This window comes from Streptococcus sp. oral taxon 064, from assembly GCF_001683375.1.
Lineage (GTDB): Bacteria > Bacillota > Bacilli > Lactobacillales > Streptococcaceae > Streptococcus > Streptococcus oralis_S.
This window is the reverse complement of the sequence record NZ_CP016207.1, coordinates 316,445-331,938: the sequence shown is the minus strand read 5'-3', so window position 1 is coordinate 331,938 and position 15,494 is coordinate 316,445. Positions and strand designations below refer to the sequence as shown.

11 protein-coding genes are annotated in these 15,494 nt (G+C 42.6%); 4 read left to right on the top strand and 7 right to left on the bottom strand.

Annotated elements, in window-relative coordinates; all coding sequences use genetic code 11:
• Positions 1-27: 27 nt before the first annotated feature.
• The 4 genes from AXF18_RS01590 to AXF18_RS01575 all read right to left on the bottom strand — a co-directional run bounded on the left by AXF18_RS01590 (position 28) and on the right by AXF18_RS01575 (position 3,751).
• The gene (locus tag AXF18_RS01590) at positions 28-999 is read right to left on the bottom strand and encodes a siderophore ABC transporter substrate-binding protein (RefSeq protein WP_065371386.1); all 972 of its coding nucleotides are present in this window, start codon (positions 997-999) and stop codon (positions 28-30) included.
• 97 nt (positions 1,000-1,096) lie between these two features.
• The gene (locus tag AXF18_RS01585; RefSeq protein WP_000764284.1) at positions 1,097-1,849 is read right to left on the bottom strand and encodes an ABC transporter ATP-binding protein; all 753 of its coding nucleotides are present in this window, start codon (positions 1,847-1,849) and stop codon (positions 1,097-1,099) included.
• A complete protein-coding gene (locus AXF18_RS01580; protein ID WP_049500376.1) occupies positions 1,846-2,802 on the bottom strand; it encodes an iron chelate uptake ABC transporter family permease subunit in 957 nt (318 codons plus the stop codon). The genes AXF18_RS01585 and AXF18_RS01580 overlap by 4 nt, the downstream gene beginning before the upstream one ends.
• Positions 2,792-3,751: an ABC transporter permease gene (locus tag AXF18_RS01575; RefSeq protein WP_049500374.1), complete on the bottom strand. Its 960-nt coding sequence runs from the start codon at positions 3,749-3,751 to the stop codon at positions 2,792-2,794. The genes AXF18_RS01580 and AXF18_RS01575 overlap by 11 nt, the downstream gene beginning before the upstream one ends.
• 232 nt (positions 3,752-3,983) lie before the next feature.
• On the opposite strand from AXF18_RS01575, the gene pepA reads away from it, so the two are divergent.
• Positions 3,984-5,048, top strand: a complete 1,065-nt coding sequence (gene pepA / locus AXF18_RS01570; protein ID WP_049550433.1) for a glutamyl aminopeptidase — start codon at positions 3,984-3,986, stop codon at positions 5,046-5,048.
• Between the two features lie 20 nt (positions 5,049-5,068).
• Positions 5,069-5,365 carry an enterocin immunity protein gene (locus AXF18_RS01565; protein WP_049550432.1) on the top strand — a complete coding sequence of 99 codons (297 nt, stop codon included), beginning with the start codon at positions 5,069-5,071 and terminating at the stop codon, positions 5,363-5,365.
• Positions 5,366-5,461: 96 nt separating this feature from the next.
• On the opposite strand, the gene AXF18_RS01560 is transcribed toward AXF18_RS01565, so the two are convergent.
• Positions 5,462-7,093 (bottom strand): Na/Pi cotransporter family protein, encoded by a 1,632-nt coding sequence (locus tag AXF18_RS01560; protein ID WP_049550431.1) that lies wholly within the window; start codon positions 7,091-7,093, stop codon positions 5,462-5,464.
• Positions 7,094-7,425: 332 nt separating this feature from the next.
• On the opposite strand from AXF18_RS01560, the gene AXF18_RS01555 reads away from it, so the two are divergent.
• Entirely contained in the window at positions 7,426-12,417 is a 4,992-nt protein-coding gene (locus AXF18_RS01555; protein WP_065371385.1) for a bacterial Ig-like domain-containing protein, read from the top strand.
• Between the two features lie 117 nt (positions 12,418-12,534).
• Here AXF18_RS01555 and AXF18_RS01550 read toward each other — a convergent pair whose 3' ends face one another.
• Positions 12,535-12,903, bottom strand: coding sequence for a hypothetical protein (locus AXF18_RS01550; RefSeq protein WP_002879744.1), 369 nt, complete (start codon positions 12,901-12,903; stop codon positions 12,535-12,537).
• An 84-nt stretch (positions 12,904-12,987) separates the two neighbouring features.
• Positions 12,988-13,914, bottom strand: coding sequence for a YafY family protein (locus tag AXF18_RS01545; protein ID WP_065371384.1), 927 nt, complete (start codon positions 13,912-13,914; stop codon positions 12,988-12,990).
• 352 nt (positions 13,915-14,266) lie between these two features.
• Here AXF18_RS01545 and pgk point away from each other — a divergent pair, with 352 nt between their 5' ends.
• Positions 14,267-15,466, top strand: a complete 1,200-nt coding sequence (pgk, locus tag AXF18_RS01540) for a phosphoglycerate kinase (protein WP_001096763.1) — start codon at positions 14,267-14,269, stop codon at positions 15,464-15,466.
• The last annotated feature ends 28 nt before the right edge of the window (positions 15,467-15,494 follow it).

Here is a 15,494-nt window from a genome sequence, read left to right as displayed (position 1 = left end):
ACATCACCTGATGTTGGGTTTTCTTGTTTATTTCAAAGCTTTTTGTGCGTCTTCAATCATGAGTTTGGTTGATTCAAGACCGCCTCCGCTTAGATACCAGAGGTCTGGTGTTAGTTGGATAATTTTTCCATTTTTAGCAGCAGGAGTTTCAGCGATGAGGGCATTTTCTAGGACGCCATCGTTGCTAGAGTTGTCCCCGCCGATGGCAAGGGTACGGTTGATGACAAAGAGGATGTCAGGATTGATTTCTTTGACACTTTCAAAGCTGACTTCTTGTCCGTGTCGAGAGTCTTCAAATTGAGTATCAGTTGGTTTGAATTTCAAGGTTTGATACAAGAAAGAGAAACGAGATTGGGCACCAAAGGCAGCCATTTTTCCTTCATTGAGGAGGATAGCAAGGGCTTTTTTGTCAGAACTTTTGTTTTTAGTAGCGACTTCTTGGATGCTCTTGTCCAGGTTAGCCAATTCTTCCTTGGCTTTCTGCGTACCAGTTTCACCAAAGGCGCTTGCTAGGGATTCGATATTAGACTTGGTAGAAGTCCAGTAGTCTTCTTTTCCAGCTTCAAAGAGGACAGTTGGAGCAATTTCTTTGAACTTGTCTACGAACTTTTGGGTACGTGGTGAAGCGATAATCAAATCCGGTTCAAGGGCGGCAATGGCTTCTAGGTCTGGCTCAACCATGGAACCCACATTGTTGACATTTCCTGCAAGATCTTTTAGGTAAGCCGGAACAGTTTTTGTAGGCATTCCGACGATATTCTTTTCAAAACCTAAAGCGCGAATAGTATCCGCAGCACCGAGGTCAAAGGTCACAATCTTTTCAGGAACTTTTGACAGTTTAACCTCGTCTAGTGAGCTTTTAATGGTCACTTCTGTTGGAGTAGAAGTGCTGGTCTCCGTCTGGCTGGTACTTGAGTTTGTATTTGTACTACATGCACCAAGTAAGAGCAAGAAACTAACCGCTAGGGCGGTGAGATAAAGTTTAAGGGATGTTTTCATGATTTCTCCTTTTTAAAATGTGATAACGATGTAGGGGGCTCTTAGATAGGCTTGTTAGCTAAGAGACAGAGGGCTCTCTAACATGAGTTCAGAATAGCTAGCTATAGATGCAGATCTTTTTGCCATTGATATCCGCCAGCGTGATGGGAATCTCATAGAGTTGACTGAGCAGGTCAGCCTGCATGATTTGAGCAGTCGTTCCCTTGCAAAAAACTTGACCGTCCTTGAAGGCAACAATTTCATCCGCATATTGGCTAGCCATGTTGATATCGTGGAGGACGATGATAATGGTTTTGCCAAGTTCCTCCACCAGTCGCTTGAGAATCTGCATCATGCTGACGCTTTGCTTGATATCGAGATTATTGAGCGGTTCGTCTAGCAAGATAAAGTCTGTATCCTGAGCTAGTACCATGGCGATAAAGACACGTTGGAGCTGTCCACCAGACAGACTATCGATGTAGCGGTCTTTTAAGTTGGTCAGTTCCAGATAGTCCAGAGTTTCTCGGATTTTTTCCCTGTCTTCTGCTCTCAGTCGACCACGGCTGTAGGGAAAACGTCCAAAACTGACCAGTTCTTCTACAGTCAATTTGGCTTGGTAATTGATCTTCTGCTTTAGGATGGTGAGTTCTTTGGCCAGTTCTTGCGAATTCCAACTCTCGATTTCACGGCCTTTGATACTGAGAATTCCCTGATCTTTCTTGGTCAGTCTGCTCATGATAGAGAGAAGAGTTGATTTTCCAGCACCATTTGGACCAATGAAGGCTGTCAGTTTCTGAGGACTGACTTCAAGGGAAATGTCTTGCAAAATATCCTGTTTTTGAATGGATTTGTCAATGTTTTCCAGTTTCACCGACGCGCCCTCCTGTAAAGTAAGATAAAGAATAAGAGACCACCCACACTCTCGATGATCATGCTGATGCGAATTTCCAGTGCAAAGACTCGTTCGATGAGGGCTTGCCCCAAGGTCAAACTAATAAATCCAATCAGAATGGCTAGGATAAAGAGCAACTTGTGCCGATAATCTTTGACAATCAGGTAAGTGAGATTGGCCAGCATAAAGCCGAAGAAGGCCATAGGCCCTACCAAGGCAGTCGCTGTTGAGGTCAAGAGCACGATGCCCCAGAGGAGTTCTCTCTGTTCTTTTTCAACATCGAGTCCAAGTATCTGAGCCGTTTCTCTTTGCAGGTGCAAGACATCCAGAACGACTGCTTTTCGAAAGAAAAAGATTGTCAAGGCGAGGATGATCAGAGAACCGATGGCTAGGATGGAAGTGTTGAGATGCTGAAAGGAAGCAAAGAGACTGTTCTGCAGTTTATCGTATTCATTTGGATCCATCAGGACTTGGAGGAAGGTACTGATATTTCGAAAGAGACTTCCCAGGGCTAGGCAGATTAGCAGAATGAAAACCAGATTTTGCTTCATCAGCGTCTTCAAGTAGCCTTGTAAGGCGAGAAAGAAGAGGGATTGAAGCAGAAGTAAGACTAGAAATTCTAAGATAGGAGACTTTCCAAACTGTAGAAATTTACTTTCAAATATCAGTAGCAGGGTTTGTAGCAAGACATAGAAGGATTCGATTCCCAAAATACTTGGTGTTATAAAGCGATTTTCCGTCAGGGTTTGAAAACTAATGGTCGAAATTCCAGTCGCGATGGCTACCAAGAGATAAACGATGATTTTTTGGGAACGTAGCTTCCAGGCAAAGGCAGACAGGTTAGTGATGGGCCAAAAGTAGAGGAGACAAGCTCCGATGGCCAGAATAATGAGAAGGCAGAAGAGCTTGGTATGTTTGCTTTTAAACTGCATCCTTTTGTCCTCCTCTCCAGAGAAGTAGGATAAAGACGAGGCTACCGATGATTCCTAGTAGGAGACTGACAGACAGCTCATAGGGCCGAATCAAGACTCGAGAGAGGATGTCGCAGGCCAGAACCAGATTGGCGCCGACCAGAGCGACCATGAGTTTGGTTTGACTCAGATTATCTCCATAGCGCTTGCGGACAAGATTGGGAACGATGACCCCGAGAAATGGCAAGGCACCCACGGTAATCATGGTGACACTTGTCGTTAGCGCCACTAGAAAGAGGGCCAGCTTTTCAAGTAGGGAGTAGGAAATCCCTAAACTCTCACTGGTTTCCTTGCCCAGATTCATGATGGTGAAGGTTTGGGATAATTTCCAAACGGCTATCAGGATAATGAGGCCTAAGAAGAGCCACTCATACTGATGAGTCTGAATCATGGAGAAGGAGCCCTGGGTCCAAGCAGTCATACTCTGAACCAGATTGAAACGATAGGCGATAACTTCTGTGACAGAACCGATAATCCCACTATAGATGATCCCGATCAAGGGCAACATCCACCTTTCCTTTACAGAAAAAATAGTCATAAAGGCCAGGAAGAAGAGGGTAAATAAAATGGATGAGCCAAAAGCAAAGAGCATCTTTTGGGTCAGACTCGCAGACGGAAAGACAAAGAGGCTTAACACCATTCCCAGTTTAGCGGCTTCTGTGGTTCCGACTGTACTTGGAGCAGCGAATTGATTTTGAGTAATGGTCTGCATGAGGAGTCCTGCCATGCTCATACTGGAGGCTGCAAGGAGAATACTGATGGTTCTTGGAAGACGCGACTCTTGAAAGAGAAGCCAAGTCTGTTGGTCAAAAGCAAAGAATTTTTCCCAAGAAAAATCACTGGTTCCAATGGTAATGGAGAGAAAGACCAGGAGTAGAAGTAAGCCTGTTAAAATATGAGAGAGTTTCATGCCCCATCCTTTCATGTAGATTTGGTATAAAAATACCCTTGGAGATAATGTAACACGATTTTTTAATCTGTCAATAAATTTTCTGACAATTTAATGTAAAAAGAAAGAAAAATTTCTGAAATAATATCTATCCCTCTATTTTATAGGATAAACTAGTAAAAACTAATCCAATTTCCTACTATCCTTCTCCTATAAAAAGTGGTAAAATGGAGGACAGAAAGAAGGAACTGATATGACAACATTATTTTCAAAAATCAAAGAAGTAACAGAGCTTGCTGCGATCTCAGGCCACGAAGCGCCTGTTCGGACTTATCTTCGTGAAAAGTTGACACCGCACGTGGATGAAGTAGTGACAGATGGCTTAGGTGGTATTTTCGGTATCAAGCATTCAGAAGCTACGGATGCACCGCGTGTTTTGGTCGCTTCTCACATGGACGAAGTTGGTTTTATGGTCAGTGAGATTAGGCCAGATGGTACCTTCCGTGTCGTTGAAATCGGTGGTTGGAACCCTATGGTGGTCAGCAGTCAACGTTTTAAACTCTTTACTCGTGATGGTCGTGAAATTCCTGTGATCTCAGGTTCTGTCCCTCCACATTTGACACGTGGAACAGGTGGGCCAACCATGCCAGCTATTTCTGATATCATTTTTGATGGTGGTTTTGCAGACAAGGCTGAGGCAGAAAGTTTTGGCATCCGTCCTGGTGACACCATTGTCCCTGATAGTTCCGCTATCTTGACAGCCAATGAAAAAAATATCATCTCAAAAGCTTGGGACAACCGCTATGGTGTTCTTATGATTAGCGAGCTAGCAGAAGCCTTGTCAGGTCAAAAACTGGGAAATGAACTCTATCTTGGTTCTAATGTCCAAGAAGAAGTTGGTCTGCGTGGTGCTCATACTTCCACAACCAAGTTTGACCCAGAAGTCTTTCTGGCAGTTGACTGTTCACCTGCTGGTGATGTTTATGGTGGTCAAGGCAAGATTGGGGATGGAACTTTGATTCGTTTCTATGATCCAGGTCACTTGCTCCTCCCAGGTATGAAGGATTTCCTTTTGACAACGGCTGAAGAAGCAGGTATCAAGTACCAATACTACTGTGGGAAAGGTGGAACAGACGCTGGAGCAGCTCATCTGAAAAATGGTGGTGTCCCATCTACAACTATCGGTGTTTGTGCCCGTTATATCCATTCTCACCAAACTCTCTACGCGATGGATGACTTCTTAGAAGCCCAAGCTTTCTTGCAAGCCTTGGTGAAAAAATTGGATCGTTCAACGGTTGATTTGATTAAACATTATTAAGCATAAGGGAGGTGGTCGGGATGGCAGAACCAAACCTAGAAAGCCTTATAAGAGATCTCTACAACCATGCTCGTCAGGGTTTGAGTGAAGATTTAGTTGCTGCTCTCTTAGAGACTGCTAAAAAACTACCCACTACAAATGAGCAATTACTAGCAGTCCGACTCTCAGGACTGGTCACCCGTGAATTGCTTCTAAATCCCAAGCACCCAGCACCTGAATTGATCAACTTGGCGCGCTTTATCAAAAGAGAAGAAGCCAAGTATAGGGGCACTGCAGTTTCTGCTATCATGTTTGGAGAACTCTTTAAAATGCTTTGATTCCATTGTGAATCAAAGCATTTTTCTATATGCTACAAAAGGAATTTTTGATGAGGAGAAGAAAAAGCCATCCTATTCAGGATAGCTTCTTGGTACTTAGATTTGTTCAGCAATGACCTTTTCAGCTAGGTTCATAGCGTGGTCAGATACACGAGTGTAGTGGGAAATGATGTCGATGAAATTGACTCCAGCTTGTGTAGAACACTCACCCTTGTTAAGGCGTTTGATGTGGGTCTTTCTGAGAACGCGTTCCATATTGTTGATTTCTTTATGGCGTTCAATCAGACTTTGAGCTTTTTCAATATCATTGTTTTCCACACTATCAAGGGCATCCTTGATAAAGTCAGTAGTTTTTTGATAGATATCCGCCAATTCCTGCAAAGCAGCATCAGAGAACTGAACATTCTTACGTTGGAGGTAGTCTGTTAGGTTGAGCAAGCCTTCTGCGTGGTCCCCAATCCGTTCCAAATCACGAGATGAATCCAGGATGTTGGTCAAGACTTCGCTTTCCTTTTGACTCAAGGATTCGCTTGAGAGTCTGATGAGGTAACGAGTGAGTTTTTCATCGATGGTGTTGATGGCTTCCTCTGTCTTGTGCCCTTTTTCAGCTACCTTTTCATCCAAACCGATGATATAGGTATAAGAAAGGTCAAAAGCTTTGGCTGCATAGTTCCCTAAGTGCAAAAGTTCTTTTTTAGCATTTCCTAGAGCGATAGAAGGAGATTGCTGGATAAGTTGCTCGTCGAGATAAAGGGGCTCGTACTTGACAACCTCGTCTTCACCAGGGATGAGCTTGGTAACAAAGTAGGCCAAGGCTCCGATGAATGGAAATTGTACAATGGTGTTACTTACGTTAAAGGCACCGTGCGAGAAGGCGATGGTCATCTCAGGTGAGAGGTGAAGGAGTGCCTGGAAGTACTCGATCATAGCAGTAAAGGGGCCTAATAAGATTAAGCAAAGAATAGTTCCTAGAACGTTAAAGGTAACGTGGGTTGCCGCAACGCGTTTCGCTGAGACATTGGCTCCAGCTGCTGCGATGATCACGGTTAGGGTTGTCCCGATATTATCTCCGAAAAGAACTGGTAGGGAACCTTTAAGGTCAAGGAACCCACCTGCATAGAGGCCTTGCAAAATCCCAATTGTAGCTGAGGAAGCCTGGATGAGGACGGTAATCACTGCACCAGCTACCACTCCTAAAATAGGATTTTGTCCCAAGGTTACCATATATTCCTTGAATTGTGGTAAATCTTTAAGTGGGCTCATACCGGCACTGATGAGGTTAAGGGCGTAGAAGATTCCCCCAACACCAAACAGGATGCGCCCGATATTGTTTGCTGTTCTGTTTTTTGTAAAGAAGAGGAACATGGTTCCAAGGAAAATCAAGGGTAAAGCATACTCGCCAAGCTTGAAACCGATGATAAAGGAAGTAACGGTGGTTCCGATGTTGGCTCCCATGATAATTCCGATAGCCTGTCTAAGAGTGAGAAGACTAGCGCTGACCAGTCCGACCGTGATAACTGTAACCCCTGTACTTGACTGAATGAGGGCAGTCACGACAATCCCGACTAGAACACCTAAAAAGGGATTGCTAGTGTACTTGTCAATGTAAAAACGAAGGCGATCTCCAGCAGCTTGTTGCAAACCGTCTCCCATGGTCTTAATACTGTACAAAAACAGTCCTAGACCTCCTAAAAAGTGAAATAAAATTTCCTGCCAATTAATGGACATTTCTTTTTCCTCCGGAAAATAATAACGGAATTTCTCCTATTCTATTTTAAAGGATAAAAGTAAATCTCACAAGTGTTTAGCTGAAATTTTCATAAGAAACAAGAACTTTCTTTTAAAATGAGAGATAGATTCCCTTTAAGATAGATGATTTATAGGATTGTGTCCAAATTTTACTGATTATTATCCTAGTTATAGTTTTTATGTTAAATAGATTGACATCGCTTTCATATAGGATAAAATGAAGATGATCCTGTTCTGGTGGTGTGCACTGAGAACAGTTACTTTTTATCAAAAAGTAAAGCGCTTACTTTATATTTTATTAGGAGGATAAGATGAAAAATCTATTTTTTGAAAAACGTTGCCGTTACAGTATTCGTAAGCTGTCAATCGGGGCTTGTTCCTTGATGATTGGTTCAGCTCTATTTGCGAGCCCAGCTCTTGCCGAACAAGTCGCAGTCCCTGAAACAGCTGCAAATACGAGCGCCCAAGCTACAAGTACTAGTGAGACAACTAATCCAGATACTGCAGCTATCGAAAAACAATTATCGGAAACAGAGAACAAAGTAGCTGAGCAACCAATTTCAGAAAACACTCCAGCAATAGCGGATTTGGTTAATGAAAAAGAAGAGGCAAAACCCGCTCCGACAGATAAAACTGAAAAACCTGCTCAACCAACTGAAAAAGAAGAAGTCAAACCAGAGGAAACTCCTCAAGTGGCTGAGAAGAAAGCCGACAAACCGACTTTAGCAGACGTTCCTAAAAATGAAGAAAAGAGTCTCCGACCAAAAGAAATCAAATTTGATACTTGGGATGATTTGTTGAAATGGGAACCGGGTGCGCGTGAGGATGATCCTATTAACCGTTCATCAGTTGAACTCGCCAAGCGCCACAGAGGGCAGTTGGTCAATGAAAAAGCAAGCAGAAGAGCCAAGGTTCAGGCGCTAGCAAATACCAACTCAAAGGCTAAAGACCACGCTTCTGTAGGTGGAGAAGAATTCAAGGCCTACGCTTTTGATTACTGGCAATACTTGGATTCAATGGTCTTCTGGGAAGGTCTAGTTCCAACTCCAGATGTCATTGATGCCGGTCACCGCAACGGAGTTCCCGTTTATGGAACACTCTTTTTCAACTGGTCAAATAGCATTGCCGACCAAGAGAAATTTGCAGCTGCCTTGAAACAAGACGCAGATGGCACCTTCCCTATCGCACGGAAACTTGTCGATCTTGCTAAGTACTATGGCTTTGATGGCTATTTCATCAACCAAGAAACAACGGGGGAATTGGTAGCACCTCTTGGTGAAAAAATGCGCCAATTCATGCTCTATACAAAAGAATACGCGGCTAAAGTCAACCATCCAATCAAGTATGCTTGGTACGATGCCATGACCTACAAATATGGTCGTTACCACGAAGATGGCCTTGGTGAATACAACTATCAGTTCATGCAAAAAGAAGGTGACAAGGTTCCTGCAGATCAATTCTTTGCCAACTTCAACTGGAACAAGGAAAAGAATGACTACTCTGTAGAGATGGCAAAATGGCTAGAACGTAGTCAATATGATGTCTTTGCAGGCTTGGAATTGCAACAAGGTGGTTCTTATAAGACCAAAGTCAAATGGGATGCCCTATTAGATGAAAAAGGCAAGTTGCGTTTGTCACTTGGACTCTTTGCACCAGATACGATTACCAGTCTAGGAAAAACAGGCGAAGACTACCACAAGAACGAAGACATCTTTTTTACAGGTTACCAAGGAGATCCAACGGCTCAAAAACCAGCTGACAAAGAATGGTATGGGATTGCCAATTTGGTTGCTGACCGCACACCAGCAGTTGGTCGAACCTTCACGACCTCCTTTAATACAGGTCATGGTAGAAAGTGGTTTGTAGACGGTAAAGTTTCTAAGGATTCTGAGTGGAACTACCGTTCTGTTTCAGGTGTCTTGCCAACATGGCGCTGGTGGCAGACTTCGACAGGGGAAAAACTCCGTGCAGAATATGACTTTACAGATGCCTACAATGGCGGAAACTCTCTTAAATTCTCAGGTGATGTAGCTGGTAAGACGGACCAAGATGTGAATTTGTATTCTACCAAGCTAGAAGTAACGGAGAAAACCAAACTTCGGGTTGCCCACAAGGGAGGAAAAGGCTCGAAAGTTTATATGGCCTTCTCTACAACACCAGACTACAAATTTGAGGATGCAGCTGCATGGAAAGAACTAACTCTCTCTGATGACTGGAAGAATGAAGAATTTGACCTTAGCTCACTAGCAGGTAAAACCATCTATGCAGTTAAACTCTTCTTCGAGCATGAAGGAGCTGTAAAAGATTATCAGTTCAACCTAGGTCAATTAACAATTTCAGACAATCACCAAGCACCGCAAGCTCCAACAGGTCTCTCTGTGGTGAAGCAGTCTCTTAAGAATGCCCAAGAAGCTGAAGCAGTTGTTCAATTTACGGGTAACCAAGATGCGGATTTCTATGAAGTCTACGAAAAAGACGGTGACAACTGGCGTTTGTTGACAGGTTCATCTGCTTCAACCATCTACTTGCCAAAAGTTAGCCGTTCTGCTAATGCGACTGGTACAACGCAAGAATTGAAAGTCGTTGCAGTTGGTAAAAATGGACTCCGTTCAGAAGCAGCAACTGCGTCATTCAACTGGGGGATGACTGTTCAGGATACAACTCTCCCAAGACCTTTGGCTGAAAATATTGTTCCAGGGGCAACGGTTATTGGTAGCACTTTCCCGAATACTGAAGGCGGGGAAGGCATCGAAGGCATGTTGAACGGTACGATTACAAGTCTGTCAGACAAGTGGTCTTCAGGACAATTGAGCGGTAGTGTCGATATTCGTTTGACCCAACCACGTCGTGTTGTCAGATGGGTAATGGATCATGCGGGAGCTGGCGGTGAGTCTGTTAACGATGGTCTGATGAACACCAAGGACTTTGATCTTTACTACAAGGATACAGATGGCGAGTGGAAACTAGCTAAGGAAGTCCGTGGCAATAAAGCGCACGTTACAGATATCACTCTTGACAAACCAATCACCGCCCAAGACTGGCGTTTGCATGTCATTACATCTGATAACGGAACACCTTGGAAAGCCATTCGTATCTACAACTGGAAGATGTACGAAACCTTGGACACAGAAAGTCAAAATATTCCAATGGCTAAGGTAGCTGCTCGTTCACTTGGAAACCACCAAGTTCAACTAGGCTTCTCTGATGTTCCAGCAGGCGCAACCATCACCGTTTACGACAAGGCAGATTCACAAACACCAATTGCAACCTTGAAGACTGAAACTGGTGGCGACCTAGCAACAGCACCATTGGGCTTTGACAAGCAACCAACTCTCCTCTACTATCGTACCCAACTACCTGGCAAAGAAATCAGTAACACCTTGGCAGTAGCGATTCCACAGGATGAAAGAAAAATTAAATCTGTTAGCCTTGAAAAAGGACCTAAGAAGACAGTTTATAAAGAAGGAGAAAAACTGGACCTCAGAGGCGGAACACTCCGTGTTCAATACGAAGGGGGACAAGCCGATGAGCTGATCAACCTTACTCATTCAGGTGTGATAGTATCTGGCTACAACGCTCATCAAAAAGGGGAACAAAAGCTCACAGTCAGCTACCTTGGACTTCCAGTTACTGGTAATTTAAACGTACAAGTGACTGGTCAAGATGAAGGAAAACCAAAGGAAGTAGCAGGTCTGTACATTACTCAGAAACCAAAAACAGACTATCTAGTAGGTGATCAACTGGATCCTGCAGAAGGCCGCTTCGGCGTTCTCTATGATGATGAGACGGAAGAAAGCCATGCCTTTACGGACCAAGGTGTTGAAATCACGGGCTATGATGCTCAGAAGACTGGACGACAAACCTTGACCTTGCATTACAAGGGGCACACCGCTGAGTTTGATGTCTTGGTTTCTCCAAAAGCAGCTGTCAACGATGAGTACCTAAAACAAGAAATCACTGCTGCCCAAGGCCGTCAGTCAACCCTTGCCTATACCTTCTCAAGCGAGGACAAACAAGCAGCACTAGTAGAGAAGCTCAATGCAGCGAAAGCTGTTGCAGAAAACCATGATGCCAGTCAAGAAGAGGTCAACAAAGCTTTGAATGAGTTGAAACAAGCAGGGACAGACTTGGATGGAAATCAACGTTATCAAACTGCTAGAGAAGAATTGGAAGGTTTGCTCGAATCCGTCCGTGAAAAAGATCCTAAAGCTGAGTTAATTGCCCAAGCAGAAACTTTGTTGGCTTCAGAGATGCCAACTCCTCAAGCATTTGCAGACATGAAAGAAAAGCTAAATAAGAAACTAGCTCCTGCAGAAGAAAGTCACCATGTTGGAAGTATGGATCCAAATGAAGTGGCCCCAACGGTTGAGGCCCTCCCTGAACTAGTTATTGAAACTGAAACAACAGCCTTTGAACGTCAGGAGCGACCAAACTCTGAACTTCTCAAAGGCCAACGGCAGCTAGTTCAAGCAGGAGCGGAAGGGCAAATTCGTCATTTAGTAGAAGTAAATGCCCAAGGCAAACGCACTCTTCGTTGGACTGAGGTAGTCAAGGAAGCAATCCCAGAAATCACCGAAGTTGGAACGAAAGTCCTTTCAAGTAACCAACCAGCTGAAGGTGTGAAAGATTTAGTTCTAGAAACTCCGAAACTGGAAGTTGAAGAGGGAACAATTTCCTTCAAACGTCAAGAACGACCAAACGCCGACCTTCTCAAAGGTCAACATCAGCTAGTTCAAACAGGAGCGGAAGGGCAAATTCGTCGCTTTGTAGAAGTTGATGGTCAGGGCAAACGCACTCTTCGTTTGACTGAGGTAGTCAAGGAAGCAATCCCAGAAATCACTGAAGTTGGGACAAAAGTTCTATCAAGCAACCAACCAGCTGAAGGTGTGAAAGATTTAGTTCTAGAAACTCCGAAACTGGAAGTTGAAGAGGGAACAGTTTCCTTCGAACATCAGGAACGACCAAATGCAGCCCTTCTCAAAGGACAACGCCAGCTAATCCAAGCAGGTGTGGAAGGTCAAGTTCGTCGCTTTGTAGAAGTTGATGGTCAGGGCAAACGCACCCTTCATTCTACTGAGGTTCTCAAGGAAACTCTTCCAGAAATTGTTGAAGTAGGAACGAAAGAAGAGCAAGTCTCACAAACAAGGGATCAAGCTCTTTCAGCAGTACCAGCAAAAGTTGAAGAAACAAGCAGAGAGCTGCCAAATACGGGAGCGACAAGAGATGCTAGTCTAGTAGCGCTGGGACTCCTCGGAGTAATGAGTGGCTACGGCTTGCTTGCTGGAAAGAAGAGAGAAGACTAATCAGATTTACGAATCTTGGATTTTCTCATAAAAATAAAAAACAAGGTTTGACTGTGGATTAGTCAGGCCTTGTTTTTAGTTTTGAAATTGAAGAGTAAATTTGAAGCTAGATTTTTGCTATTCAATTCCTTGGATAAACTTTTGGAAACGATAAGTGTCGAAATAAATATTGGATGCAACTAATTTATCAAATTCATCGAATTTCAGAAATTCTGCGACATCCAGTTCAAGTTCTTTTCCTTGAGGAGAATGTAGACGGTATCGATTTAAAGCTGAGACTGCTCGACCATCAACAAGTAATTGCTTCACTTCAAGATGCTGGCTTAAAGCATAGAATTGGCCTGCGCCTTGCAAATAAACATCACGTCCTTGTCGAATTTCTATACTATCGCACATGCCATAATCAAAGTTTTCAGCTACGAAATCTTCCCAGCCTCCCTCATTTACTGCCGTAAAATAGCTTTCTGCAAGTGTTTTTGTATCCATTTGGAACCTCCTGTAAAATAATTGGGCTATGATGAATATCACGAAATATTTTGCCCACTTAAGAGTATACAAAAGGAAATATGACTACAGGTTGTCATATTGCTGAAGATTTTTTTTGAGAGTACTGACTAGTAGAGTTTGTAAGTGACTTGGAGATACGACCTTTACTTGATAACCAAAACTTAATAGTAAATCAAAAAAAGAAGGAGTTAAAGCTCTAAATGTCTGAACTTTTATTATTTCGTCCTCGACTCTGATTTCTTCTTCCGTGAAGTGATCGTAGATTTTTGGAAGTGCAAATCTTGTAAAAACTAGTTCGATTTCTTCTCTTTGCCCCTCCACTTTACTTTTGGGGGGATTTAAAAAAAGCTCTAACTTTTCTTGAGATAAACGTGGATAATCGAATGGTTTATCTTTTATCTCCACTAGTTCTAGTTCACGAATTCGAGTTAATTTAAAAATACGAAAATCTAATTTTTCTAAGCAGTAACCGATAACATACCAAGCATTCAGTTTATAGATCAATCTGTATGGGATAATTGTTCGCTGACTTTTCTCCTGTTTTTTCGAATAGTAAGAAAAAGAAATCATCTGTTCAGTTTGTATCGCTTCCTCAATGTCTAGTAAATAATTTGTATTAAGAGTCCAGGAACTGAGATCAAAGTAAAAAGGACTGTTTGCTATTGTAATTTCTTGAGAAGACAGCTTGTGTTCGATACTGTCAAGACTTGAATGACCAACGATTTTACTAACATTTTGGCTCATATTAATGATAAACTGTCTCTCTTCCTCAGTGAAAAAGTTTCTGTCTATCTTATAGTCGCTTGGTATATAGAAACCTCCCTTATCTCCACGTTCCGAATAGATTGGGATTCCCGCTAAACTGAGTGTATCCATGTCCCTATATACAGTTCGAGTAGATATTTCAAACCTCTCTGCAATCTCTTTAGCTGTTATCCTCTTCTTATTTAAAAGAGACAGTAAAATATAGATTAGTCTTTCTAATTTCATGGTAGCAATTCCCCTTCTTTTAATCTCAAATAGCACAAACTAAAGAAACTATTTTAGTTATATTGTATAATAAGAAACCTAGCAATTCAAAAAGAAGGACTGTAGAGTTTAGAATATTAAGGATTAAAGTGTTAGAAAAAGAATGGTATAGAAGTAATTAGGCAGATCAATCAAGAATTTGCCTAAATTATTCCAACCGAATTATGTGAAAATTGCTATTTCCCGAACTGCAATCCTAGGTTTTTAGGTTAATAAATAGAAGAATGAACAAGAAAAGTTTAGGGTTTTTCTATCTCTTTTGCGGATTTTGTGATATAATTAACACGTATAAAAAAAGAAGGAGTCATATCTAATGGCAAAATTGACTGTTAAAGACGTTGACTTGAAAGGGAAAAAAGTTCTCGTTCGTGTTGACTTCAACGTACCTGTTAAAGATGGCGTGATTACCAATGACAACCGTATCACTGCAGCTCTTCCAACTATCAAGTACATCCTTGAACAAGGTGGACGTGCTATCCTCTTCTCTCACCTTGGCCGTGTAAAAGAAGAAGCAGACAAGGCTGGTAAATCACTTGCTCCTGTAGCTGCTGACTTGGCTGCTAAATTGGGTCAAGACGTTGCTTTCCTTCCAGGTGTCACTCGTGGTGCTGAATTGGAAGCAGCAATCAACGCTCTTGAAGATGGACAAGTTCTCTTGGTTGAAAACACTCGTTACGAAGATGTTGATGGCAAGAAAGAATCTAAAAACGATCCTGAACTTGGTAAATACTGGGCATCACTTGGAGATGGTATCTTCGTAAACGATGCATTCGGTACAGCTCACCGTGCACACGCATCTAATGTTGGTATCTCAGCAAACGTTGAAAAAGCAGTTGCTGGTTTCCTTCTTGAAAACGAAATTGCCTACATCCAAGAAGCAGTTGAAGCTCCAGAACGTCCATTCGTGGCTATCCTTGGTGGTTCAAAAGTTTCAGACAAGATCGGTGTTATCGAAAACTTGCTTGAAAAAGCTGATAAAGTCCTTATCGGTGGTGGTATGACTTACACATTCTACAAAGCTCAAGGTATCGAAATCGGTAACTCACTTGTAGAAGAAGACAAATTGGATGTTGCTAAAGCTCTACTTGAAAAAGCAAACGGCAAATTGATCTTGCCAGTTGACTCAAAAGAAGCAAACGCATTTGCTGACTACACTGAAGTAAAAGACACTGAAGGTGAAGCAGTAGATCCAGGCTTCCTTGGTTTGGACATCGGTCCTAAATCTATCGCTAAATTTGACGAAGCTTTGACTGGTGCCAAAACAGTTGTATGGAACGGACCAATGGGTGTATTTGAAAACCCAGACTTCCAAGCTGGTACAATCGGTGTCATGGATGCTATCGTGAAACAACCTGGCGTAAAATCAATCATCGGTGGTGGTGACTCAGCTGCCGCAGCGATCAACCTTGGTCGTGCAGACAAGTTCTCATGGATCTCTACTGGTGGTGGAGCATCAATGGAACTTCTTGAAGGTAAAGTATTGCCAGGACTTGCAGCATTGACTGAAAAATAAATAGTTAACTAAAAGAAGATGGTGTGAC

Excerpts from the sequence above, each read along its gene's own strand:
- AXF18_RS01590 (WP_065371386.1), bottom strand. The coding sequence starts at position 999 with ATGAAAACATCCCTTAAACTTTATCTCACCGCCCTAGCGGTTAGTTTC.
- AXF18_RS01580 (WP_049500376.1), bottom strand. The coding sequence starts at position 2,802 with ATGCAGTTTAAAAGCAAACATACCAAGCTCTTCTGCCTTCTCATTATT.
- AXF18_RS01575 (WP_049500374.1), bottom strand. The coding sequence starts at position 3,751 with ATGAAACTCTCTCATATTTTAACAGGCTTACTTCTACTCCTGGTCTTT.
- pepA (WP_049550433.1), top strand. The coding sequence starts at position 3,984 with ATGACAACATTATTTTCAAAAATCAAAGAAGTAACAGAGCTTGCTGCG.
- AXF18_RS01565 (WP_049550432.1), top strand. The coding sequence starts at position 5,069 with ATGGCAGAACCAAACCTAGAAAGCCTTATAAGAGATCTCTACAACCAT.
- AXF18_RS01560 (WP_049550431.1), bottom strand. The coding sequence starts at position 7,093 with ATGTCCATTAATTGGCAGGAAATTTTATTTCACTTTTTAGGAGGTCTA.
- AXF18_RS01555 (WP_065371385.1), top strand. The coding sequence starts at position 7,426 with ATGAAAAATCTATTTTTTGAAAAACGTTGCCGTTACAGTATTCGTAAG.
- AXF18_RS01550 (WP_002879744.1), bottom strand. The coding sequence starts at position 12,903 with ATGGATACAAAAACACTTGCAGAAAGCTATTTTACGGCAGTAAATGAG.
- AXF18_RS01545 (WP_065371384.1), bottom strand. The coding sequence starts at position 13,914 with ATGAAATTAGAAAGACTAATCTATATTTTACTGTCTCTTTTAAATAAG.
- pgk (WP_001096763.1), top strand. The coding sequence starts at position 14,267 with ATGGCAAAATTGACTGTTAAAGACGTTGACTTGAAAGGGAAAAAAGTT.